Raw genomic sequence first — 23,441 nt, forward strand, 5'->3', positions numbered from 1 at the left:
GGCGACACGGACGACACGAACGGGCCGCAGCGTCACCCGAGCGGCCGTTCCCAGCACTGCGGCACCGGGGCGCCGATGCGGGCACACCGCGCCGGCGCCCGCCGTCGGTGCCGGTCCGACCTCCGCGGTCCCGCCCTGGGGGGTTGGACGGGAACGCGCTGTCGTCGGCGGCCGCTCGGGCGACGTCTCCCACTATCGGCGCCTCCATCGAGCCCTCGCCCCAGGCACAATCCCTAGTCGTGCCGGGGGTTCCTGGGGGGTGGGCACGTGGTGGAGGCACCGGTCCGGGGCGGGCTCGACGGCGTCGGGCGCTCGGCCGAGCTGGACCGGTTGCTCGACGTGGCCCGCCGGGCGCACACCGTCACGCCCCCGCCGGTGCTGATCACCGGGCCGGCCGGGATCGGGAAGTCCGAGCTCGTCGACCGGCTGCGCCGACGGGTCGCCGACGACGGTCCCGACGCGATGACCGTGGTCCGCGCCGTCGCCCCCGACGTCGCGCTGAGCCGGCCCGGCGAGCTGCTCGCCCGCTGCCTGGCCGCGGCGCACGCCGCCGGCGCGACCGCGGCGCCGGTGCCGATCGGGCCGTCGCCCCCGGGCGCCTCGGCGCTGCTCGCGGCGCTCGACGAGCTCGACGACCACCGGCCGGTGCTGTTCGTGGCGGACGACCTGCACCGGGCGGACCCCGAGTCGCTCGCGGCGCTGCGCCGCCTGCTGCGCCGGCTGCCCCCGCTGCGGGTGATGGCCGTGCTCGCCGGGCACGACCGCCCGGACGACTGGCTCGACCCGCCCCCCGGCGACCCCTGGCCCGAGGACACCGTGCACCTCACGCTGTCGGGCCTCACGGTCGACGAGGTCGGCGAGCTCGCGCGTGAGGTCGACCCGGACGTCACGGACTGGACCGCGCGCCGCCTGCGCGAGGAGACCGACGGGAACCCGACCTACCTGCGGGCGGTGCTCGGCGAGGAGGACCTCTCGGCGCGCTACCGGCTGGGCAGGCCCCGCCCGCCGGGGTCCCTCGCCACCAGCCTGCGGCGGCGGCTGACCCGACTGCCCGACGGCGCGCGCGAGGCCCTGGAGGCCCTCGCGGTCGTCGGCGAACCGGCCCCGGTGCGCACCGTGCGCAGCCTCACCGGGCGCGCCACGGTGTCCGACGACTGCGCCCCGCTCGTGCGCGAAGGGCTCCTCGAGGCGCAGGTCGACGAGAGCGACGAGATCCTCGCCTTCCGGTCCGCCCTCGTCCGCGACGCCGTGTACGGCAGCGTGCCGGGCGACCGGCGCCGGGCGTTGCACCGCCGGGCCGCCGCGCTGACCGGCGGCGCGGCGCACTGGCGCCACCTCGTCGGCAGCACCGACGGCCCCGACGCCGCGCTCGCCGACGCGCTGGAGCAGGCGGCGGCCACCGAGTTCGCGCGCGGCGCGCTCGTCACGGCCGCGGAGTACCTCCTGTGGGCCTCGGCGCGCAGCGCGACCGACCGCGCGCGGGCCGACCGCCTCACCGAGGGTGTCCGCCTGCTCGTGCACGCCGCGCGGGAGGGCGACGCGCTGCAGCACGCCGCCGAGATCGAGGCGCTGCCCGACGGCCCCGGGCGCTCCGAGCTGCTCGGACTGCTGGCGTTCGCGCGCGACGAGGTCACCGCCGCCCGCGACCTGCTGCGCGAGGCCCGCGCGGGCATGGCCGCCCGGGTGCCCGACGAGGCGGTGGCCCGTCTCGACCTCGAGCTGGCCTACGTCCACGTCCAGCTCGGTGCCGGGGAGGCGGCGCGAGAGACGGCCGCCGACGCCCGGGCACAGGTGCCCGGTGACCACCGGCTCGTCGCCCTCGCGCGGGCCTTCCACGCCGCCGGCACCGCGCTCACCGAGGGTCCGGCGGCCGGCCTCGACGAGCTCGCGTTCCTGCCGTCCGCGCCCGGCGACGCGACGCCCTACGAGCTGGCCGGGCTCACCCACCGCGGAATCCTGCGCGGACTGCTCGGCCGGCTGACGCCCGCGTGCGCGGACCTCACGGTCGTCGCCCGGCGGCGCGGCACGCCGCTCGCCCACCTCATGGGCGTGTCCGCCCAGGTCCACCTCGTGTGGTGCGACTACCTGCTGGGCGAGTGGGACGCCGCGCGCCGCGAGCTCGAGGTGGCCGCGGCCGCCGCCACCCGGCACGGCCGCAGCTTCGACCACGCGACGCTCTGGTCGCTCTCGGCGATCCTGCACGCCGGCCGCGGGGAGCAGGACGCCGCCCGTGCCGACCTGCGGCGCGCGACCGCGATGGCCGAGGCCGCCGACTTCCTCGGGCCGCGGATCCACCTCACCCTCGCCGGCGCGGCCATCGCGCAGGCGGAGGGACGGGCCGAGGACGTGGCGACGGCGCTCAGCGCCCTCTCCCCGGAGCAGCTCGAGCCCGACCGCATCCAGCTGTACTCCGGGTGGTGGCTGCCCGCGCTGGTCGACAGCCACCTCGACACCGGCCGCCTCGACAGCGCTGCCCGCACCCTCGCCGCGCTCGAGCGGGTGCCCGCCGCGGGCAGCTGCCTCCCGGTGGCGCGCGCCTGGCTCAGCGGCCGGCTCGCCGCGGCCCTCGGCGACCTCGCCGGCGCGCGGCGGGCCCTCGAGGCCGGGCTGGCGCTCCCGGCGGACGGCGGCGAGCCGGCCTGGTACCGCACGCGGCTGCGGCACGCGTACGGGACGACGCTGGTGCTCGCCGGGCAGCGCTCGGCGGGTCGCGCGGCCCTCTACGCGGCCGCGGACGCCTACAGCAGGTTCGGCGCGCGGCCCTTCCTCGAACGCTGCCTGGCCGACGTCGACGACGCCGCGGACCCCGCCGACTCCCCCGGCGGTGCCGTCCGCGTCGGCGGCCGGTGGGCCGACGGCCTCACCGACCGCGAGCGGGAGATCACGACCCTCGTCGGCCGGGGATGGACGAACCCCGAGATCGCCGCCGAGCTCTTCGTCTCGTCGAAGACCGTCGAGTACCACCTGCGCAACGTCTACGGGAAGCTCGGCCTCCGGAGCCGGCGGGCGCTCCGGGACCGGGTGCAGCAGGTCTGACCAGCAGCGTCAGCGGCGGGTCAGTCCAGGTCGTCGTGCTGCATCAGGCGCCGCCCCGCCTCGGTCACCGAGCCCGACAGGGACGGGTAGATCGAGAACGTGTGGGCGAGGTCGTCCACGGTGAGGTTGTTCTGCACCGCCATGGCCAGCGGGAGGATCAGCTCGCTGGCGACCGGGGCCACGATCACGCCGCCGATGACGACGCCCGTCGCCGGCCGACAGAAGATCTTCACGAAGCCCTCGCGGAGCCCCGACATCTTCGCCCGCGGGTTCGTGCCCAGCGGCATGATGACCTCGCGGGCGGAGAACTCGCCGCTCTCGACCTGCTGGTGGCCGATGCCGACGGTCGCGACCTCGGGCCGGGTGAAGACCGCGGAGGCGACGGTCTTGAGCCGCAACGGGGCGACGCCCTCGCCGAGCGCGTGCCACATCGCGATCCGGCCCTGCATCGCCGCCACGGAGGCCAGCGGGAGCAGGCCGGTGCAGTCGCCGGCGGCGTAGACCCCGGGCACGTCGGTGCGCGAGACGCGGTCGACGGTGATGTGCCCCGACCCGCGCAGCGACAGGCCGATGTTCGCGGCGCCGAGGTCGTCGGTGTTGGGCACCGAACCGACGGTCATCAGCGCGTGCGAGCCCTCGACCTCGCGGCCGTCGGTGAGCGTGACCCGAACGCCGTCGGCGGTGGCGACGACCTTGTCCGCCCGGGAGCGCGGCTCGATGCGCACCCCGCGCTCGGTGAAGACCTCCTCCAGCGTGGCGGCGGCGTCGGGGTCCTCGTGGGGCAGTACCCGGTCGCGGCTGGAGATCAGGGTGACCTGGACGCCCAGCTCGGCGTAGGCGGAGACGAACTCGGCACCGGTGACGCCCGACCCGACCACGACCAGGTGCTCGGGCAGCGACTCGAGGTCGTAGATCTGTCGCCAGGTCAGGATCCGCGTGCCGTCGGGCTGCGCGTCGGGCAGCACCCGCGGCGAGGCGCCGGTCGCGATGAGGGCGACGTCGGCGGTGACCGTCTCGCTCGACCCGTCGGCGTACTCGATGCACACGTCGTGGGTGGCGCTCGTGCGGTCGCTCTCCTCGAAGTACGCGCGGCCCTGGACGACACGGACGTCCGCGCGCTCGAGCGTCTGGTGGACGTCGGCCGACTGGGCGAGCGCGAGCCCGTGGACACGGCTGTTGACGCGCGGAAGGTCGACCCGGGGGTCGTCGACGTCGACGCCCATCTCGGCGGTGCGCCGGAAGCCCGCGCGGACCCCCGCCGAGGCGATGAACGTCTTCGACGGCACACAGTCGTAGGCGACGCAGTTGCCGCCGAGGCTGTCCTGCTCGACGACCGTGACGTCGGCGCCGTGCTGGGCGGCGACCAGCGCCGCCTCGTACCCCGCCGGTCCTCCGCCGAGGATGACGATGCGGGTCATGTGGTGGTTCCCCTCCTGTCGCGGCATGGTCCGGTCCGGCTCCGCGTCCGCGCCGCTCATCGTCCCCGACACCGATGACGGGCGCGCACCGATCGTGTTCCACGGCCTCCCACCGGCCCGGCCGGGGCTCACGGACGCCGGTCGTGGCTACCCTGTCCGCCGTGCCGCTCTACGCCGCGTACGGGTCCAACATGGAGCCCACGCAGATGATGCAACGCGCGCCCCACTCGCCCATGTCGGGGACGGGCTGGCTCGAGGGCTGGCGCCTGACCTTCGGCGGCGAGGACTACGGGTGGGAGGGCGCGCTCTCGACCGTCGTCGAGGACCCCTCCTCGCGCGTCTTCGTGGTGCTCTACGACGTCAGCCCGCTCGACGTCGACCAGCTCGACCGCTGGGAGGGCGGCGAGCTCGGCATGCACAAGAAGCTCCGCCTGCGCATCCAGACGATGGACGGCCCCCAGCTGGCCTGGGTCTACGTCCTCGACGCCTACGAGGGCGGGCTGCCCTCCGCCCGCTACATCGGCGTGCTCAGCGACGCCGCGGAGGCCGCCGGCGCGCCGGACGACTACGTGCAGGCCCTGCGCGAGCGCCCGTGCCGCTCCGTCGGACCGGGACCGGGCTCGGAGCTCTGAGCACCGCGGTCGACGACCCGTGTCCCGGGGACACGGGTCGCCGACCGGAGCCTCAGCTCTTGTAGCCGGCGCGGCGCAGCGCCTCGGCCATCGCGTCGTTGGTGGGCGCGGGACGCCGGTCGCGGTTGCCCTGGCCGCGGTTGCCGCCGCCCTGGCCGCCACGTCCGCCCTGGTCACGACCGCCCTGACCACGTCCGCCCTGGCCACGTCCGCCCTGGCCGCCCTGGCCACCACCACGGCCCTGGCCCTCGCCGCGGCCGCCCTGGCTGCTCTGGCCGCCCTGACCGCCGCGGCCGCCCTGGCCACCACGCCCACGGCCCCCACGACCACCGCCCTGTCGCTCGCCCTGACGCTCGGTGGGGCGCTCGCCCTCGGTGGGTGTCCCCTCGGACGGTGCCTCGGACGGCGCCTCTGTCGTCGGTGCGGCCGGCGCAGCGGTCGCCGCGGCCTCACCTTGCGGCCGCCCGCCGCGGTTGCGACCACCACGGCCCCGCCCGCCGCGACCGCCGGACCGACCGCCGCCGGAGGCGGACCCGGACGGGCCGCCCTCGCCGGCGGGCTGCTCCTCGTCGAGGCGCAGGGTCAGCGAGATGCGCTTGCGCTCCACGTCGACGTCGAGCACCTTCACGCGGACGACGTCGCCCGGCCCGACGACCGAGCGGGGGTCGGACACGAAGTCCTTGGACATCGCCGAGATGTGCACCAGGCCGTCCTGGTGGACGCCGACGTCGACGAACGCGCCGAAGGCCGCGACGTTGGTGACCTGGCCCTCGAGGACCATGCCGGGCGTCAGGTCGGTGATCTGCTCGACGCCCTCGGCGAACTCCGCGGTGGTGAACTCGGGGCGCGGGTCGCGGCCCGGCTTGTCGAGCTCGGCGATGATGTCGAGCACCGTCGGGCGCCCGAAGCGCTCGTCGGTGAAGGCGTCGGGGTCGAGCTCGGTGAGCAGCGCGGTGTTGCCGACGAGGCCCTCGACGTCGGTGTGGGTGGACTCCACGATCCGGTGCACCACCGGGTACGACTCGGGGTGCACCGCCGAGCGGTCGAGCGGGTCGTCCGCGCCGGGGATGCGCAGGAATCCCGCGCTCTGCTCGAACGCCTTCGCGCCCAGGCGCGGCACCTCGCGCAGCGCCGTGCGGGACGCGAACGGGCCGTGCTCGTCGCGGTACCCCACGATCGTCGTGGCCAGCCCCGCGCTGATGCCCGACACGCGCCGCAGCAGGGGCGCCGAGGCGGTGTTGACGTCGACGCCGACCGCGTTCACGCAGTCCTCCACCACCGCGTCGAGCGAACGGGAGAGCGCCGTGCCCGCGACGTCGTGCTGGTACTGCCCGACGCCGATCGACTTGGGGTCGATCTTCACGAGCTCGGCCAGCGGGTCCTGCAGGCGGCGGGCGATCGACACAGCGCCGCGCAGGGACACGTCGAGCTCGGGGAGCTCGGTCGACGCCTGCTCGGACGCCGAGTACACCGACGCCCCGGCCTCGGACACGACCGCCGCGGTGAGCCCGAGCCCGGGCTCACGGGCGATGAGGTCGCGGACCAGGGCGTGGGTCTCGCGGGAGGCCGTGCCGTTGCCGATGGCGACGAGCTCGACGCCGTGCTCCCGGGCGAGCTCGCCGATCCTGGTGCGCGAGGCCTCCCACTGCCGGCGGGGCACGTGCGGATAGATCGTGTCGGTGGCGACGACCTTGCCGGTGCCGTCGATCACCGCCACCTTCACCCCGGTGCGCAGGCCCGGGTCGAGGCCCAGGGTCGGGCGCGCGCCGGCGGGGGCGGCGAGCAGCAGGTCGCGCAGGTTGCCGGCGAAGACGAGGACCGCGCCCTCCTCGGCGACCTCGCGCAGCCGCACCCGCAGGTCGACCACCAGGCGGGACAGGATCCGGGTGCGCCACGCCCACCGCACCGCCTCGCCCAGCCAGCGGTCGGCGGGGCGCCCGCGGTCGGCCACGCCGACGGCCGCGGCGATGCGCGCGAGGTACACCTCGCCGATCGCGGTCTCGTCGTCGTCGGCGGCCAGCGGGTCGAGGGTGAGGGCGAGGACCTCCTCGGTCTCGCCGCGCAGGACGGCCAGGATCCGGTGGGAGGGCAGGCGGGTGAACTTCTCGTCGAAGGCCCCGTAGTCGGAGAACTTCGCCGCCGCCGTGTCGCCCTCGCCGCCGCGGCCGTCGCGGTAGGTCGCGGTGAGACGCCCGCGGCGCCACATCTGCTCGCGCAGCTCGCCGACGAGGTCGGCGTCCTCGGCCCAGCGCTCGACGAGGATCGCGCGGGCGCCCTCGAGGGCGGCGTCGCGGTCCGGCACACCGTGGTCGGGGTCGACGTAAGCGCCGGCGGCGGTGCGCGGGATGTGCGTGGGATCGGTGAGCAGCGCGTCGGCCAGCGGCTCGAGGCCGGCCTCCCGCGCGATCGCCGCCTTGGTGCGCCGCTTCGGCTTGAAGGGCAGGTAGACGTCCTCGAGCCGGCTCTTGGTCTCGGCGCCGAGGATGCGCGCCGCCAGATCGTCGTCGAGCTTGCCCTGAGAGCGCACGGACTCCAGGACGGCGTCGCGCCGCTCCTCGAGCTCGCGCAGGTAGGTCAGGCGCTCCTCGAGGGTGCGCAGCTGGGCGTCGTCGAGCCCGCCCGTCGCCTCCTTGCGGTAGCGCGCGACGAAGGGGACCGTCGCCCCGCCGTCGAGCAGCTCGACCGCCGCCGACACCCGGCCCTCGCCGACGCCGAGCTCGTCGGCGATGCGGCGGGTGACCGGGGGCAGCACCGGAGCCGGGGCCTGGTCCGTAGGGGCGTCCGTGGGGGCATCCGTGGCGGTCGCCGTCGCATCGCTCACGGGCGCCATCGTGCCCGACGCCCCCGACGGCGTGCGATCCGGTTGGTCAGCCGCCCAAGGAGGCCAGGGCCGCGTGGACGAGCGTGCGCACGCCGACCGGCAGAGCGCGCTCGTCGAGATCGAACGTCGGCTGGTGGATGTCCGACATGTCCCCGACGCCCGACCACACCCCGAGGCGACCCATCGCCCCGGGCACGTGCTCGAGGTACCAGCCGAAGTCCTCGCCGCCGCTCGACTGCTCGGTGCCCACCGCCGCGTCCAGACCGTTCGCCCGCTGCGCGGCCAGGGCGAGCAGGTCGGCGGAGACGGCGTCGTTGACCACGGGCGGCACGCCGCGACGGTGCTCGAGCACGTAGCCGACGCCCGTCGGGGCGAGCAGCGCGGTGACCAGCGAGCGCACCAGCGGCTCGAGCTCGTTCCAGGTCGCGTGCTGCGCCGTGCGCAGGGTGCCCGCGAGCACGCCCTGCTGCGGGACGGCGTTGGCCGCGTGACCGGCCTGGACCGTGCCCCACACCAGCACCGTGCCCGAGCGCGGGTCGACCCGGCGCGAGAGCAGGTCGGGCAGGCCGGTGATGACGGTGCCGAGCGCGTGCACGAGGTCCGCGGTGAGGTGCGGGCGCGAGGTGTGACCGCCCGGGGAGGTCAGCCGGAGCTCGAGCATGTCGCACGCCGAGGTGATGGCCCCGGTGCGCGTGCCGACCTTGCCGACCTCCAGACGCGGGTCGCAGTGCAGCGCGAAGATGCGGTCGACGTCGGCGAGGGCGTCCGCGGCGATCGCGTCGAGCGCACCGCCGGGCTGCACCTCCTCGGCCGGCTGGAAGATCAGCCGCACCCGGCCGGGCAGCGACGGCGCCGACGCCAGCGCGAGGCCGGCGCCGAGCAGCATCGCCGTGTGCGCGTCGTGGCCGCACATGTGGGCGACGCCGGGCACCCGCGAGGCGTACGGGACGTCGTTCTGCTCCTGCAGGGGCAGGGCGTCGAGGTCGGCGCGCAGGGCGACGGTGCGGGGTCCCTGGCCGATGTCGCAGATCAGCCCGGTGCCGGGCAGCAGCTTGGGCGCCAGGCCCGCGCCCGCGAGCGTCTCGGCGACCAGACGGGTCGTCTCGTGCTCGCGGCGGGCCAGCTCGGGGCGCGCGTGCAGCGTGCGGCGCCAGCCGAGGACGTCGTCGGCGTGGGCGGCGAGCCACCGGTCGATCCACTCCGGGCCGTTGCCCACGCCGAGGTCGGCCACGTGGGCCGGCACCGGGTGAGGCTCAGCCAGAGTCATCGAACACACCTCCCGTGTCGGGCCCGTCATGAGTCCGACTGTCCGGCCCAGCATGCCTGCGCCGGACGGCGGTTGCGGGCTCACGGCGCCCCCTCGCGGCGAAGGGTCGCGACCGCGCTGTGTGCGGCGCACCACCCCGGAGAACGATCCGACGAACGGCCGGTCGGTGCAGGTCACCGGCGTGCCCGGCCGCTGCCCGGCGATCGACGTCCGTCCGTCGCAGCCCGTCGACCGCCGGGTACCCCCGACGTGGCCCGGCCAGCGGTCGGCGTTGCCATCATGGAGAGGTGAGCCCCGCAGCCGCCGACGCGACCGGCCCCCGCCGGATCGTCGGGCGCTACCGCCTCGAGCACGAGCTCGGCCGCGGCGCCATGGGCACGGTGTGGTCCGCGTACGACGAGGTCCTGCACCGTCCCGTCGCCGTCAAGGAGGTGCGCCTGTCGTCCGTCCCGGTGAACGAGCGCGCCATCGTGCGCGAGCGCACCCTGCGCGAGGCCCGGGCCACCGCCATGCTCTCCCACCCGAACGTCGTCACGCTCTACGACGTCGTCGAGGTGGCCTCGGAGCCCTACGTCGTCATGGAGCTGCTGCCCTCGCGCAGCCTCGCCAGCTACATCGGCGAGCGCGGGACCCTCAGCCAGCCCGAGGCCGCGGAGATCGGGTCGGCCGTCGCGTCGGCACTGCAGACCGCGCACCGGGCGGGCATCACCCACCGCGACGTCAAGCCCGGCAACGTCCTGATCGGCGAGAACGGGCAGATCAAGCTCACCGACTTCGGCATCGCCCGCAACGCCGCCGAGCAGTCCATGACCCAGACCGGCACGGTGCTGGGCTCGCCCCCGTACATCGCGCCCGAGGTCGCCATGGGCCGCGCGGTCGGTCCCGCCGCCGACCTGTGGGGGCTCGGCGCCACGCTCTTCGCCTGCCTGGAGGGACGCCCCCCGTACGACGCGGGCGACCCGGTCGGCACGGTCACCGAGGTCGTGCACGGCGAGGTCCCGGTGCCCTCGGGCCGCGGTCCGGTGGTCGACGTCGTGCGCGGGCTGATGGTCAAGGACCCGACGCTGCGCATGCCGCTCCCGGCCGTGCGCCGTCGCCTGCGCCCGCTGCTCTCCGACCCCGAGGGGCCCGTCCTCGCCGCGCCCGCCTCGCCGCGCACGGCCGCCTTCCGCCTGCCGCCGCAGGGCGCCCCGAGCGACCAGGCGGGCCTGATCCCGATGCCCGGGCAGCAGCCGTCGGGCCCGCCCTCGGGACCCACGCCCCGGCCCCCGGGGAAGGGCCCGGCGGGCACGCTCGTCGAGGGCTCACCCGACCAGCCGTCGCCCGGCCCGCGCCCACGCACCGACCGGCGCCCCTCGCCCGGCCCGCGCACGGGTCCGGAGGCCACGCCCGCGGCCGCGGCCGCGGCGGCTGCGGCGGCGTCGGCTCCCGCGACCGAGGAGACGGGCGCGCCCTCCGCCGAGGGGCCGGGGACCGGGGAGAAGCGGTCCGACGCCGGCGGAGCACCGGCCACGGAGGCGCCGACCCCGCCCGCCGACGGGAGCGGCGAGCAGGCCGCGGCAGCACCGGGTGACGGGTCCGGCGGCACGTCCGCGGCCGCGTCCGGCGCTCCGGCCGCCACGACCGGCACGGACACCGCCGGCGCGACGGTGGACACGCCCGACGCGCCTGCGCCGGCGGCGGCGACCGGGGAGCCCGAGGACGCGGAGCCGGCGGCATCGGCCCGCGCGAGGTCCACGGCTGCCGGGACCTCCGGCGACGACGAGGACGCCGGTGCCGACGCCGGCCGGGACGTCGAGGGGCCGGACGCCGAGCAGGGTGCCGGCGACGGTGACGATGCCGCCGGCGTGGGCCCCGCGGCGGTGGCCGCCGCGGGCGCGGCGGTGGTCGCCGCCGGTGCCGCCGGACGGACGACGGCCGGTGACGGCGCCGAGGCTGCCGAGACGGCCGAGGCCGCCGACGACGGCGCGGTCGCTGACGACGATGACGCCGACGACGCCGCGGACGCCGCGACGCCCGGCGGGCGGTCCGCGTCCGGCGCCGGGGACGGCACCGCCGACGGCGCGGGGGACGGCGCGGGGGACGACGCCGGGGACCCGATGGCGACCGTGGAGCGCGCCGACGGCGTGACGCCGGATCCGGAGGACGTCCGGGCGGACGCCGCGGCGGCAGGGAGCGACGAGGGAGCGGACCAGACCACCGCGGGATCCACCGGCACCGGCACCGCCACTGGCACCGGCACCGGCACCTCCTCCGGCGGGACCACCGCCGACGCCCCCGGGAAGACGTCGGTCGCGGCGGCCGGCGGGGCGGCCGTGACGAGCTCGGACGGGACCGCCGACAAGACGACCGCCAAGACCGCCGACGAGACCGGCGACGAGGCCGCCGCGAAGGCCGCCGCGAAGGCCGCCGCGACGAGCTCGGACGGCGCCGCCGACCGGGCAGCCGGCGACGCCTCCGACGACGCCGCGGACGCGGCGTCCGGGACGATCCCGGACGCGACGGACGGGGCCGCGGGCGCGGCCTCCGCGACGGCCCCGGGCGAGACGGACGGGGCCGGGGACGAGGCCCCGGACGGGACCGCCGACCGCGTCACCGACCCGAAGGCCGGCGCGGCGACGGGCACGAAGGGCACGACCGGCAACGGCGCCGCCGCACGCGTGCCGTCACCACCGAGCGACGCGGAGACGACGATGGTCGGCCCGCGGGTACCGGCGTCGGAGGACGTCACGCGGACGGTGCGCCGCCCGCCACCGCCCCCGCCGCGCACCGGCCCGCCCGGCCGCTGGACGCCGCCGGGCGGGGCACCCGCGCCGGCGTGGCGTCCGGCGCCGCCGCGCCCGGCCGCGGCGGGGACGGGCACCGGGTCCGCCCAGGGCGGCACGGGCCAGCCGCTGGCGGCCGACCCCGGACCCCTGCCGTTCACGCCGTCCCCGCGCCCGCCGGCCCCGCCGAAGCGCTCGCCGTGGGCCGTCGCCGCCGTCGTCGCGCTGCTGGTGCTCATGGCCGCGCTCGGGGCGGTCGGCGCCTACGCCCTGACACGGTCGCTGGCCGGCCAGGGTCCGCTCACGTCGACCCTGCGTCCGGCGGGGCCGGAGGTCGCGAACACCCTGCTCATCGCGCACGCCGACACCGACGAGCGCTACAGCGGCACCGGTCTGGGGTTCAGCGCCCTGGTGCCCGCGAACTGGCAGCAGTTCCGGCTGGAGCAGCCGGGCGGCGACATCGCCGTGCGGTTCGTCTCCCCGTCCGCGGAGCGGGAGCTGCGGGTCGACCGCGTCGTCGGCTTCTACCCCGCGCAGCGGGCGTCCGACTACGCCGCGCTCCTCGCGCGTCCCGCGAGCCTCGGCGTCGACGGGAGCAGCGTCGGGCCCCTCGAGGCCGTCGGCACGGCGGCGCCGGGCCGGGAGCCACCCCAGCAGATCGTCTACCGCACCGCGTCCGGCCCCGACGACCGGACGACGTGGACGCGGCTGGTGCCGTCGGGCAACGACCTGTGGGTGGTGCGCCTGACGACGCCGAGCACGGACACGGCCGGGGCGGTCGACCAGTTCCGGGCCGTGGCCGACAGCTTCGCCGCACCGCCCCCCTAGGCTCCGCGCGATGACGGAGATCGACCCCCTGGTCCCCGCGCTGCCCGCGCCCGAGGACGCCGCCGCCGAGCTGGCGAAGCGCACCGGCGCCCTGACCCACGACGTCGCCGTGGTGCTGGGCTCCGGCTGGCGCGCCGCGGCGGACGCCTTCGGGCCGCCGGTCGCCGAGATCCCGGTCGCCGAGCTGCCCGGGTTCACCCCGCCGGGAGCGCCCGACCACGCGGGCGTGGCCCGGTCGGTCGACGTCGGCGGCCACCGCGTGCTGATCCTGCTGGGGCGCACGCACCTCTACGAGGGCTACAGCCCGGCGCAGGTCGTGCACCCGGTGCGGACCGCGTGCGCCGCCGGCGCGCGCACCGTCGTGCTCACCAACGCCGCGGGCGGCATCGACCCGTCGTACGCCGTCGGGCAACCGGTCCTCGTGTCCGACCACCTCAACCTCACGACGAGCTCGCCGCTGATCGGGCCGGACTTCGTCGACCTCACCGACGCCTACGACCCGGGCCTGCGGGCCCTGGCCCGCGAGATCGACCCCGACCTCGTCGAGGGCGTCTACGCCGGGCTGCGGGGCCCGCACTTCGAGACCCCGGCCGAGATCCGCATGCTGCGGACGCTCGGCGCGGACCTCGTGGGGATGTCGACGGTGCTGGAGACGATCGCGGCGCGCGCGGCGGGCGCGCGGGTGGCGGCGGTGGCGCTGGTCAGCAACCCCGCGGCCGGCACCGTCGACGCGCCGATCGACCACCTCGCGGTGATCGACGCCGTGCACGCCGCGGCCGCCCGCACCGGGACGCTGCTCGCGCGCCTCGTCCGGGCCACGCTGGAGGACCCGGACCGATGACCCGGCTGCTGGTGGTGCACCACACCCCCTCGCCGAGCCTGCACGAGCTGCTCACGGCCGTGCTGGAAGGCGCCGGCACCGACGAGATCGAGGCCGACGTGGAGGTCGTGGCCCGCCCGGCGCTGACCGCCGGCGCGGCCGACGCGCTCGACTGCGACGGCATCGTGCTCGGGACCCCGGCGAACATCGGGACGATGTCGGGCGCGCTCAAGCACTTCTTCGACCAGGCCTACTACCCGTGCCTCGACCAGACCGCCGGACGACCCTTCGGCCTGTACGTGCACGGCGGCTCGGACACCGCGGGCGCGGTCCGCGACATCCTGACGATCACCGGCGCGCTGGGCTGGGAGCAGGCCGCCGCGGTCTGCGAGTCCACGGGCGAGGTCGGCACCGCCGAGCGCGAGGCGGCGTGGGAGCTGGGCGCTACCGTGGCGCTGCAGGCGGCGGAGCGAACGGGGAGTTCGCGCGCATAGAAGCAGCGAACGCCACGTTCGCTGCAATCTCCGGGGGCGAGCGGGCATGCACGGGCGGGCGCGGACGTTGCCGCGGGCATGACATCGCGAGCCGTGCAGTACATGCGCTTCGGCGGGCCGGAGGTCCTCGAGGTCGTCGACCGTGAGGACCCGGTACCCGGCGAGGGCCAGGTCCGCCTCGCCGTGCGCGCCGCGGCGGTCAACCCCCTCGACTGGAAGCTCCGCTCCGGCGGGATGGCCAAGGAGGACGCCCCGCCGCAGCCGCGCGTGCCCGGGTTCGACGTCGCCGGGGTCGTCGAGGCGGTCGGGGACGGCGTCACGACCCTCGCCGTGGGCGACGAGGTGCTGGGCAGGTCGGTCGGCGGGGCCTACGCCGAGAAGGCGCTGGCCGACGCGACGGCGCTGGTGCGCAAGCCCGCCGAGGTGTCGTGGGAGGTGGCCGCGTCGCTGCCGGTGGTCGTCACGACGGCCTACCGCGCGCTCGCCGCGCTGGGCCTGGGCGAGGGCGACCACACCGGCACCACCCTGATCGTCGACGGCGCGTCGGGCGGGGTCGGCGTCTACGCCGTCCAGCTGGCCGTGGCGCGCGGCGCGACCGTGATCGGCACCGCGAGCCCGGCCCACCAGGACGACGTCCGTGCGCTCGGGGCGACGCCGGTGGTCTACGGCGACGGGCTCGTCGACCGGGTCCGCGCGGTGGCCCCGCAGGGTGTCGACGTCGCGTTCGAGACCGCCGGCAAGGGCGCCCTGCGCGACCTCGTGACGCTCGTCGGCTCGCCGGAGAAGGCGATCACGATCGCCGACTACGCGGGGTCCCAGGAGCTGGGCGTCGTGTTCACCTCCGGCGGCGACCCCGACGAGGAGACGCGGGCGCTGGCCGACGGCGTCGCCCGCGTCGCCGACGGCCGGTTCCGCACGACGGCCGTCGTCACCTACCCGCTGGAGCAGGCGGGCCAGGCCCAGGACGACAACCAGCACGGCCGCGTCAGCGGCAAGCTCGTCCTGGTCCCGTAGCCCCTCGTGAGCAGTTGGCGCCCTCAGGGGGTCGCCGACTACTCACGTTGCCGGAGCGCCGCGTCGTAGAGGGCCTTGGTGGAGACGCCGTGGGCCTCGCCGACCTCCCGGGCCGCCTCGCGCATCTTGCGCCCGTCGGCCACGAGCCCGAGCACCTCCGCCGCGAGGTCCTCGGGCTCGGGCGTCACGGGCGTCGCGGGGGCGAGCACCACCGTGATCTCGCCGAGCACGTCGCGCGCGGACGCCCAGGCCGAGACCTCCGCGAGCGGGCCGCGCACGACCTCCTCGTGGGTCTTGGTCAGCTCCCGGCAGATCGCCGCGCGGCGCTCCCCGCCCAGCTCGGCGACCGCGACCGCCAGCAGCGACGCCAGCCGCCGCGGCGACTCGAAGAAGATCGTCGTCCGCGTTTCCGTGGCCAGGGTCCGCAGCCACGTGCGCCGCGAACCGTCGTCGCGCGGCGCGAAGCCCTCGAAGCAGAACCGGTCGCTCGGCAGGCCCGAGACGGCGAGCGCCGCGAGCACCGCCGACGGGCCGGGCAGGCAGCGCACGGGCAGGCCGGCCTCGACGCAGGCGGTCACGACGCGATAGCCGGGGTCGGACACGACCGGCATGCCCCCGTCGCTGACCACCAGCACCGTCGCGCCGTCGCGGATCGCCGCGACCAGCTCCGGCGCCCGGCCGCGCTCGGCCCGCTCGTCGAACCGCACCAGGCGCCCGGCGACCCTGACCCCGAGCGACGCGGCCAGGCGCCCCAGGCGCCGCGTGTCCTCGGCGGCGACCACGTCGGCCGTGGCCAGGGCGTCGCGCAGGCGCGCGGAGGCGTCCGCGGGGTCCCCGAGCGGGACACCAGCCAGAAGGAGGACCCCGCCCGACACCCCGTCCGACACCGCCGCCACGTCGCGAACCCTACGATCGGAGCCCGTGACGGCCACCATCGCGCGCCCGGCACCCCCGCCGGCGGCTCTCCCGGCCCCCCGGGACGCGCCGGCCGTCGCGCAGCTCCTCGGGCGCCCGATGCCCACCGACCGCCTGCGCGGCTGGGTGGTCGCGCTCGTGCTCACGGTCGTCGGGGGCGTGGTCCGCTTCTGGGACATCGGCTGGCCCACCGACCAGGGCACACCGATCTTCGACGAGAAGCACTACGTGCCCCAGTCGTGGCAGGTGCTGCGCAACGGCGGGTACGAGGACAACCCCGGGTACGAGCTCGTCGTCCACCCGCCGCTGTCGAAGCAGCTCATGGCCGTCGGCCAGTGGATCTTCGGGTACGACCCGGTGGGCTGGCGCGTGGCCTCCGCGCTCGCGGGGACGATCTGCGTCCTCGTGATCATCCGGGCCGGGCGGCGGCTGACGCGCTCGACGCTGCTGGGCGGCCTGGCCGGCGTCCTGCTCATCGCCGACGGCGTCAGCCACGTCTCCGCGCGCGTCGGGATGATCGACATCTTCCCGACCGTCTTCGTCCTCATGGCGTTCGCCGCGCTGCTCGTCGACCGCGACGACGTGCGGTCGCGCCTGGCGGTGGTCGTCGCCGAGGGCCGGATCGCCCAGAGCGTCTACGGGCCGCGGCTCGGCGTGCGGTGGTGGCGGCTGGCCGCCGGCGTCTGCATCGGGCTCTCGCTCGCCGCGAAGTGGTCCGGCCTGTACTACATCCTCTTCTTCGGAGCCCTGCTGATCGGGTTCGACGCCGCCGCCCGCCGCGCGGCGGGGGTCGCGCGCCCGTTCGTCGGGACCCTGGTGCGCGACGTCGCGCCCGCGGTCTGGGCGTTCGTCGCGGTGCCGGTGCTCTGCTACCTCGCGAGCTGGATGCCGTGGATCGCCAGCGAGACCGGCACCGACCGGCACGCCGTCGGCCAGCAGCTCCCGGTCGGCGGCCCGACGGGCTTCCTGCCGGACTGGCTGCGCGGCCTGGCGTACTACAGCACCAAGGTCCTCGAGTTCCACGCCACGCTCGACACCCCGCGCGGCAACCCGCACCCGTGGGAGTCCAAGCCCTGGACGTGGCCGATGGGCCTGCGCCCGATGCTCTACTACTACGAGTCGGGCACCGGCGACCTCGGCTGCGGCGGCCCGTCCTGCGTCTCGGCCGTGATGCTGATCGGCACCCCGGCGCTGTGGTGGGTCTCGGTCCCCGCGCTCGGCTGGTCGATCTGGCGTGTGGTCACGGCGTTCGACTGGCGCCACGCCGCCGTCCTCGTCGGGTACGGCGCGGGCTTCCTGCCGTGGTTCACCAACATCGACCGGCAGATGTACTTCTTCTACATGACGCCGGTGGCGCCGTTCCTCGTGCTCGCGGTCGTGCTCGCCCTCGGTGAGTTCCTGGGCCGGCGCGAACAAGGGCTCGAACGGCGGCGCACCGGCACGCTCGTCGTCGGCGTCTACACCGGCCTCGTCGTCGCGAACTTCGTCTGGCTGTGGCCGATCCTCGTCGGCACGTGGGTCACCGCGGACCGGTGGAACGCGGAGCTGTGGCTGCCGTCCTGGAAGTGAGCCCGCCCCGCCACAGCACGGCCGACACCGCGAGCAGCCACACGCACCACACGACGTACCCGGCGAAGTTCGTCAGCCGCGCGAGGTCGACGCCGAGCGGGACGAGCACGCCGGTGGCGACGAGGCCGGCCGCGACGCACCCGGACACCGCGAGCCACCGGGCGGACTCGACCGCGACGAGGACGGTGAACGCCGCCGTGGAGGCGTAGCCGAGCGTCTCGCCGATCATCTGGCCGAGCCAGAACCCCAGCAGCTCGAACATGTGCTCCGCCGACGGGCTCCCGTCGCGGGCGAGCCCCGGCACGAGCAGCACCCACCGCGACAGGCCCACCACCTGGACCGCCGCGGCCGCGATCCCGACGACCGTGATCCAGCGGCCCCGCGTCCCACCGGCGAGGCGCCCGAGCGCGACGGCCGCCGGCGCCAGCAGGGCGGCGCCGGCGACGAGCACGCCGAACCAGGCGCTGACGGCCACCTGGTGCTGGCCGTAGAGCGCGAGGACCACCCCGGTGGGCTCCGCCAGGACCTGCGGGTAGCGGAACACCGAGCCCAGCGCGGTGAACCCGGCCGCCGCGAGCAGGGCGGCCGCCGTGAGCGAGAGGGCGGCGACCCGGCGCCGGCGCGTGGTCGACGCCGGCGCCGTCAGCACCCCGGTCACGACGTCACCGCCGCGCGGCGGGCCAGCGCGACCGGCAGGACCAGCGTCAGGACGGTGACGACGACGGCCCCGCTCGAGCCGAACACGGTGTAGCCCCGCTCGACGTCGACGCCGATCAGCGTGGTGACCGCCCACCCGAGCGCCCACACGGCCGCCAGGAAGGCCGGCCAGGCGGCGGCGAGGGCCCCGAGCCGCGGGCGGAGCACCAGCGCCTGCGCGAGACCGACCACCGCCCCGGACACCGCACCCTGGACGGCCAGCGCGCCGAGGCCCGTCCCGTAGCCGACCGCCGCGGCGCCGAGCGCGAGGCCCGCGGCGAGCCCGACGCCGGTGGCGGCGAGCCAGGCGACGACCGGCACCGGGCGCCCACCGGATCCGGCCCACAGCCCGAGGGCCTGCACGGCGCCGAGGACCAGGCCGGTCAGCAGCCCGCCGAGCAGCGCGGGGACCGGGCCGTCGACGGGACCGGCGATCTCGGCGGCGAGGCCACCGAGGGGGAAGCCGAGGAAGGTGGGGAGCCAGCAGAGGAGCCGCCGGCGCGTCGTCGTGGGTGCCGGTGCGGCGGTCGTGGTGCCGCCGGCGCGGAGGTCGGGCATCGGGTCAGCTCCCGTCGGGTCGGTGCAACGTGAGGAACCGTCACGCAGAGCGCTGACGGGCCGCTGACGACGGCGCTGACGCCCCCTGACGGACCCCGATCCGGCCTACGCTCGTCACGTGCTGTCGATCGCGCTCCTCGGGCCCGTGGAGGTCCGTCGCGACGGCGAGCTGCTGTCCGTCCCGTCCGGGCGGACCACCGAGGTCCTGGTGCGCCTGGCTCTCGACGCCGGGCGCACGGTGCGGGCGGAGCAGATGCTCGACGAGCTCTGGGACGGGGCCGGCGCCAACACCCTGCAGTCCAAGGTGTCGCAGCTGCGGCGCGCCCTCGGTGACACGGCGCTGGTGGCCCACGACCACGGCGGCTATCGCCTCGCGCTCGCCCCGGAGCGGATCGACGTCGCCGCGGTCGAGCGCCTCGCGGACCAGGTCGCGGCGGCGCGGGAGGCCGGCGATGCGGAGGCCGTGCGCGACCACGCGGCGCGGGCCCTGGCGGTGTTCCGCGGGGACGTCCTGGCGGGCGCGGGCGACGGCGCCTGGCTCGCGCCGCACCGCCGGCGGTGGGAGGAGCTGCGGCTCGGGCTGGTCGAGGACCACCTGGCCGCCCGGGTCGCGCTCGGCGCCGGCGGCGAGGTCGTCGGCGAGCTCGAGGAGCTGACCGCGCGGCACCCGCTGCGCGAGGGGCTGTGGGCGTCGCTCGTGACGGCCCTCTACCGCGCGGGACGCCAGGCGGACGCGCTCGCGGCGTACGCGCGCGTGCGGCGCCGGCTCGTCGACGACCTCGGCGTCGACCCCGGGCCGGGCCTGCGACGGCTCGAGGAGCAGATCCTCGCGCAGAACGCCGCGCTGGCCGGGCTGGAGGCGTCCGCGGCGCCGGACCTGCGGCCGGGCAACCTCCCGCCCCGCGCCCCCGGTCTGGTCGGGCGGGCGACGGAGACGGCGGCGATCCGGGCGCGCCTCGACGAGCACCCGCTCGTGACCGTCGTCGGCCCGGCCGGGGTCGGGAAGACCCGGACCGCCCTCGCGGTCGCGGCGGACCTCGAGGCGCCGGGCGGGGTGTGGCTCGTCCGGCTCGACGGCGTCGCCGACCCCGCGGCGGTCCCGTCCGCGGTGGCCGCGACGCTCGGCGTCCCGGTGGGTGATCTCGGGGCGCACCTCGCCGGCTCCCCCGCCGTGCTGCTGCTCGACAACGCCGAGCACCTCCTGGACGCGGTGGCCGCCCTGGCCGACCGCCTGCTCGCCGCCGCCCCCCGGGCGCGGGTCCTCGTCACCAGCCAGGCACCCCTCGGCCTCGACGTCGAGACCGTGGTCCCGCTCGACCCCCTCGGGCCGGCGGACGCGGAGGCCCTCTTCGCGGCCCGGGCGGCGCGGCTGCCGCGCCCGGTCACGGTCGATCCCGACGCGGTGGCGCACCTCTGCCGGCGCCTCGACGGGCTGCCGCTGGCCATCGAGCTGGCCGCGGCACGGCTGACGACGCTGTCCGTGCCGGAGATCGCGCGCCGGCTCGACGACCGCTTCGGCCTCCTGCGCGACCCGGCGAGCAGGGCGCCCGCACGCCGCCGGGCGCTGGGCGACGCGATCGCGTGGAGCCACGACCTGCTCGACGACGCCGACCGCCGCGGGCTGTGGGGGCTCGCGGTGTTCGCGGAGGGTGCGCCGCTGCCCGCCGCCGAGCACGTCCTCGCCGCGCTGGACGTCCCGGACGCGGTCGACGTCGTCGGCCGGCTGGTCGCGCGCTCGCTGGTGACCGTCGACGTCACCGACGACGGCGTCCGCTATCGCCTGCTCGACAGCGTCCGCGCCCACGCCCGTGACCGCATCGCCGAGGCCGGCCTCGCCGACGTCGCGGGCGCCGCGCACGCCGCGTGGTTCGCGGCCACCGCGGAGAGCCAGGCGCTCGCCGTGCGCGGCCCCGGCCAGCCCGCCTGCCTCGTCACGGCGCGCACCGAGCGGGCGAACATCGACGCCGCCCTCGACCGGTGCGCCGCCCACGACCCGCGCCGGGGCCTCCGGATCGCCGTCGGGTTCGGGTGGACGTGGGTCGTGCTCGGCGACGGCGTCGCCGGCGCGGCACGGGTGCGCCGGGCGCTCGGTGCGGCGGAGGCGCTCGGCGACCCGTCCGACGAGCTCGTCGTGGACGCCCTGCTCCTCACCGGATGGCTCGAGGCCTCGGCCGGGGACGTCGGGCGGGCTGAGGGGGATCTCGACCGCGCGCTGGCGCTCGCCGACGGCGAGGACCGGCGGAGCACCGACGCCCACCGCCACCGGGCGTTCCTGCGCATCCAGCAGGGACGGCCCCACGACGTGCGCACCGAGGCCGACGCCGCCGTCGAAGGCGCCCGCCGGCAGGGTCGCTCCTGGGAGACGGCCGCGGCGCTGCTCCTCGCCGCCTACGGGTCCTCGATGCTGGGCGACACGGCGGGCGCGTCGACGGCGGCGCAGGAGGCCCTCGCGCTGCTCGAACCGCTCGCCGACCCCTGGGGCCTCGTGCACGCCCGGGGGATCCTCGCGACGATCGCCCGGGCGCAGGGCCGTCTCGACGCGGCGGCGGACGCGCTGGCCGCGCTGGCCGCCGACAGCGAGCGACAGGGCTTTCTCGGGCAGGCGGCGCTGCACCTCACCCGTCTCGGCGGGGTCGAGCAGCAGCGCGGCCGGCACGACGCCGCCGTCGCCGTCCTCGACCGCGCCCTCGCCGCCGCGCAGCGCAGCGGCGACCCGCGCGTGGCCGCGACCGCGCGCACCACCCTCGCCCGCGCGCTGCACGACGCGGGCGACGACGTCGTCGCCCTGGCGCTGCTCGAGCAGAGCGACCGCTGGTACCGCGCGGCGGGCGGGGGCGAGGGCGCGCTGCTGACGCGGTGCCTCCTGGCCGTGCTGATCGGCGCCCACGACCGGCTCGTGGGCCTGCGGGACGAGGCCCGGGCGGCCGGCGACGCCGAGGCCGAGGCCGTGGTGGGTTCCGCGCTCCCCGACGACGTCGTCAGGGCGCCCGGCGTGCCGTGACGAGCCACGCCGCGGACCCGAGCACGACGCCGTGCGGGCCCTCGTGGGCGCGCAGGGTCGCGCGGAGGGTCTCCGACCGGCGGTCCGCCTCGTCGGGGGCGAGCCCCTCGAGCAGCCAGCCGAGCAGGCCCAGGACGAACGCGTGGGCCTCGTCGGCGTCGCGCCCGTAGACCTCGGGCTCGGCGACGCCGTCGAGCGCGACACCGACGAAGCCCGCGCCCTCGAGCAGGGTGCGCACGTGGTCGGGGTCGCTCAGGGAGAACGGCCCGGGCTGCCCGGCCGGCGACGGCGGGGGCGGCTGACCGGCGAGGTCGCGGACGAAGGTCACGAACCACTCGTTGACCGCGGCGGCCTGCCACGTCAGCAGCGTGAGCCGGCCGCCGGGGCGCAGGGCGCGGGCGAGGTTCGCGAACGCGGCGTCGGGCCGGCCGAAGAACATCGCGCCGGTCCGGCTGATGACCGCGTCGAACTCCCGGGTGGCGAAGGGGTGCACCTGCGCGTCGGCACGGGCGAAGGACGCGTTCACCAGCCCGCCGGCCGCGGCCCGGGCCCGCGCGACGTCGAGCATGCGCGTGGAGAGGTCGATGCCGAGCGCCTCGCCCGCCGGCGCCGCCCGCGCCGCGGCCCGGGTGGTCAGGCCCGTGCCGCACCCGACGTCGAGCACCCGGTGGTCGGCCTCGATCCCGGCGGCCGCGTGGAACGCGGGTTGGTAGCGCGCCAGGGCCGTGTCGAACCGGTCGGCGTGCGTCGCCCAGTAGCCGCCCTCGCGGCCGTCCCAGGCCTGCGCCTGCGCGGTGTTGGTCGGGTCGATGGTCAGCGTGGTGGTCATGGCCGTGCTCCGATACTCTCTTAGGGAGTATGAGAGTCGTCCCAAGGGGAGTACGTGTCAAGCCCACGCCTGACGAGCACGTCGTTCGCCGTGCTCGGGCTGCTCGCGGTGCGGTCCTGGAGCACCTACGAGCTGACCCGGCAGATGGACCGCAGCCTCGGCCGGATGTGGCCGCGCGCGACGAGCAAGCTCTATGAGGAGCCGAAGAAGCTCGTCGACGCGGGGTTCGCCGCCGCCGAGACCGAGGCCGTCGGGCGCCGCCCGCGCACCGTCTACTCGATCACCGAGGAGGGCCGGGCCGCCCTCGCGCGCTGGCTGGCCGAGCCCGGCGACGGCCCCGTCGTCGAGTTCGAGCAGCTGGTCAAGCTCACCTTCGCCGAGCACGGCACGCGCGCGGACGCCCGGCGCACCGTCGCCGCCGCGCGGGCCTGGGCGCAGGAGCGCAACGCCGAGAACCTCCTCGCCGCGCGGCAGTACGCCGCCGGCGAGGGCCCGTTCCAGGACCGCGCGGCCCAGACGATGCTCGCGGGCGCGTTCTTCACCGACCTCTACGCGACGGTGGCGCGGTGGGCGGACTGGGCCGACGAGCAGATCGCCGCGTGGCCCGAGGACCCGGGCGAGGCGACCGCCGACCCGGGAGAACTGGAGGAGATCGCCCGGCGCGCCGACTGGTGAACCGCCGGGAGAGACAGGGTGGAGCTGAGGGGAATCGAACCCCTGACCTACTCGATGCGAACGAGTCGCGCTACCAACTGCGCCACAGCCCCTGGTGCGGTGC

16 protein-coding genes and 1 tRNA gene are annotated in these 23,441 nt (G+C 77.0%); 9 read left to right on the forward strand and 8 right to left on the reverse strand.

Annotation, left to right across the window (positions count from 1 at the left end; translation table 11 throughout):
- Positions 1 to 267 precede the first annotated feature (267 nt).
- Entirely contained in the window at positions 268 to 3,036 is a 2,769-nt protein-coding gene (locus ACR9E3_RS11140) for a helix-turn-helix transcriptional regulator (protein WP_460380294.1), read from the forward strand.
- Between the two features lie 20 nt (positions 3,037 to 3,056).
- Here ACR9E3_RS11140 and ACR9E3_RS11145 read toward each other — a convergent pair whose 3' ends face one another.
- Positions 3,057 to 4,454, reverse strand: coding sequence for an NAD(P)H-quinone dehydrogenase (locus ACR9E3_RS11145; RefSeq protein WP_460380295.1), 1,398 nt, complete (start codon positions 4,452 to 4,454; stop codon positions 3,057 to 3,059).
- A gap of 161 nt (positions 4,455 to 4,615) precedes the next feature.
- Here ACR9E3_RS11145 and ACR9E3_RS11150 point away from each other — a divergent pair, with 161 nt between their 5' ends.
- Positions 4,616 to 5,086: a gamma-glutamylcyclotransferase gene (locus ACR9E3_RS11150; protein WP_285659019.1), complete on the forward strand. Its 471-nt coding sequence runs from the start codon at positions 4,616 to 4,618 to the stop codon at positions 5,084 to 5,086.
- 52 nt (positions 5,087 to 5,138) lie between these two features.
- On the opposite strand, the gene ACR9E3_RS11155 is transcribed toward ACR9E3_RS11150, so the two are convergent.
- Both ACR9E3_RS11155 and ACR9E3_RS11160 read right to left on the reverse strand, forming a co-directional pair.
- Positions 5,139 to 7,838, reverse strand: a complete 2,700-nt coding sequence (locus tag ACR9E3_RS11155; RefSeq protein WP_460380416.1) for a Tex family protein — start codon at positions 7,836 to 7,838, stop codon at positions 5,139 to 5,141.
- Positions 7,839 to 7,953: 115 nt separating this feature from the next.
- Entirely contained in the window at positions 7,954 to 9,204 is a 1,251-nt protein-coding gene (locus ACR9E3_RS11160) for an amidohydrolase (protein ID WP_460380296.1), read from the reverse strand.
- Positions 9,205 to 9,461: 257 nt separating this feature from the next.
- On the opposite strand from ACR9E3_RS11160, the gene ACR9E3_RS11165 reads away from it, so the two are divergent.
- The 4 genes from ACR9E3_RS11165 to ACR9E3_RS11180 all read left to right on the forward strand — a co-directional run bounded on the left by ACR9E3_RS11165 (position 9,462) and on the right by ACR9E3_RS11180 (position 15,095).
- The gene (locus ACR9E3_RS11165) at positions 9,462 to 12,767 is read left to right on the forward strand and encodes a serine/threonine-protein kinase (RefSeq protein WP_460380297.1); all 3,306 of its coding nucleotides are present in this window, start codon (positions 9,462 to 9,464) and stop codon (positions 12,765 to 12,767) included.
- 10 nt (positions 12,768 to 12,777) lie between these two features.
- Positions 12,778 to 13,608 (forward strand): purine-nucleoside phosphorylase, encoded by an 831-nt coding sequence (locus ACR9E3_RS11170; RefSeq protein ID WP_285658964.1) that lies wholly within the window; start codon positions 12,778 to 12,780, stop codon positions 13,606 to 13,608.
- Positions 13,605 to 14,081, forward strand: coding sequence for a flavodoxin family protein (locus ACR9E3_RS11175; RefSeq protein ID WP_460380298.1), 477 nt, complete (start codon positions 13,605 to 13,607; stop codon positions 14,079 to 14,081). Before ACR9E3_RS11170 ends, ACR9E3_RS11175 begins: the two co-directional genes overlap by 4 nt.
- A gap of 78 nt (positions 14,082 to 14,159) precedes the next feature.
- On the forward strand, positions 14,160 to 15,095 hold the full coding sequence (locus ACR9E3_RS11180; protein WP_460380299.1) for an NADP-dependent oxidoreductase: 936 nt from the start codon (positions 14,160 to 14,162) through the stop codon (positions 15,093 to 15,095).
- 38 nt (positions 15,096 to 15,133) lie between these two features.
- Here the strand turns inward: ACR9E3_RS11180 and rsmI are convergent, their stop codons facing one another.
- Entirely contained in the window at positions 15,134 to 15,970 is an 837-nt protein-coding gene (gene rsmI, locus ACR9E3_RS11185; RefSeq protein ID WP_460380417.1) for a 16S rRNA (cytidine(1402)-2'-O)-methyltransferase, read from the reverse strand.
- A 46-nt stretch (positions 15,971 to 16,016) separates the two neighbouring features.
- On the opposite strand from rsmI, the gene ACR9E3_RS11190 reads away from it, so the two are divergent.
- A complete protein-coding gene (locus ACR9E3_RS11190; RefSeq protein WP_460380300.1) occupies positions 16,017 to 17,579 on the forward strand; it encodes a dolichyl-phosphate-mannose--protein mannosyltransferase in 1,563 nt (520 codons plus the stop codon).
- On the opposite strand, the gene ACR9E3_RS11195 is transcribed toward ACR9E3_RS11190, so the two are convergent.
- A complete protein-coding gene (locus tag ACR9E3_RS11195) occupies positions 17,530 to 18,237 on the reverse strand; it encodes a DUF4386 domain-containing protein (protein ID WP_460380301.1) in 708 nt (235 codons plus the stop codon). The two genes, ACR9E3_RS11190 and ACR9E3_RS11195, sit on opposite strands and share 50 nt — an antisense overlap.
- Positions 18,234 to 18,833, reverse strand: coding sequence for a hypothetical protein (locus ACR9E3_RS11200; protein ID WP_460380302.1), 600 nt, complete (start codon positions 18,831 to 18,833; stop codon positions 18,234 to 18,236). Before ACR9E3_RS11200 ends, ACR9E3_RS11195 begins: the two co-directional genes overlap by 4 nt.
- A gap of 118 nt (positions 18,834 to 18,951) precedes the next feature.
- On the opposite strand from ACR9E3_RS11200, the gene ACR9E3_RS11205 reads away from it, so the two are divergent.
- Positions 18,952 to 21,834 carry a BTAD domain-containing putative transcriptional regulator gene (locus ACR9E3_RS11205; protein ID WP_460380303.1) on the forward strand — a complete coding sequence of 961 codons (2,883 nt, stop codon included), beginning with the start codon at positions 18,952 to 18,954 and terminating at the stop codon, positions 21,832 to 21,834.
- Here the strand turns inward: ACR9E3_RS11205 and ACR9E3_RS11210 are convergent.
- Positions 21,812 to 22,663, reverse strand: coding sequence for a class I SAM-dependent methyltransferase (locus ACR9E3_RS11210; RefSeq protein WP_460380304.1), 852 nt, complete (start codon positions 22,661 to 22,663; stop codon positions 21,812 to 21,814). The two genes, ACR9E3_RS11205 and ACR9E3_RS11210, sit on opposite strands and share 23 nt — an antisense overlap.
- A gap of 54 nt (positions 22,664 to 22,717) precedes the next feature.
- On the opposite strand from ACR9E3_RS11210, the gene ACR9E3_RS11215 reads away from it, so the two are divergent.
- Entirely contained in the window at positions 22,718 to 23,338 is a 621-nt protein-coding gene (locus tag ACR9E3_RS11215) for a PadR family transcriptional regulator (RefSeq protein WP_460380305.1), read from the forward strand.
- Positions 23,339 to 23,357: 19 nt separating this feature from the next.
- On the opposite strand, the gene ACR9E3_RS11220 is transcribed toward ACR9E3_RS11215, so the two are convergent.
- Positions 23,358 to 23,430, reverse strand: a tRNA-Ala gene (locus tag ACR9E3_RS11220).
- Positions 23,431 to 23,441: the final 11 nt, after the last annotated feature.

The organism is Actinomycetospora sp. C-140 (genome assembly GCF_054796175.1).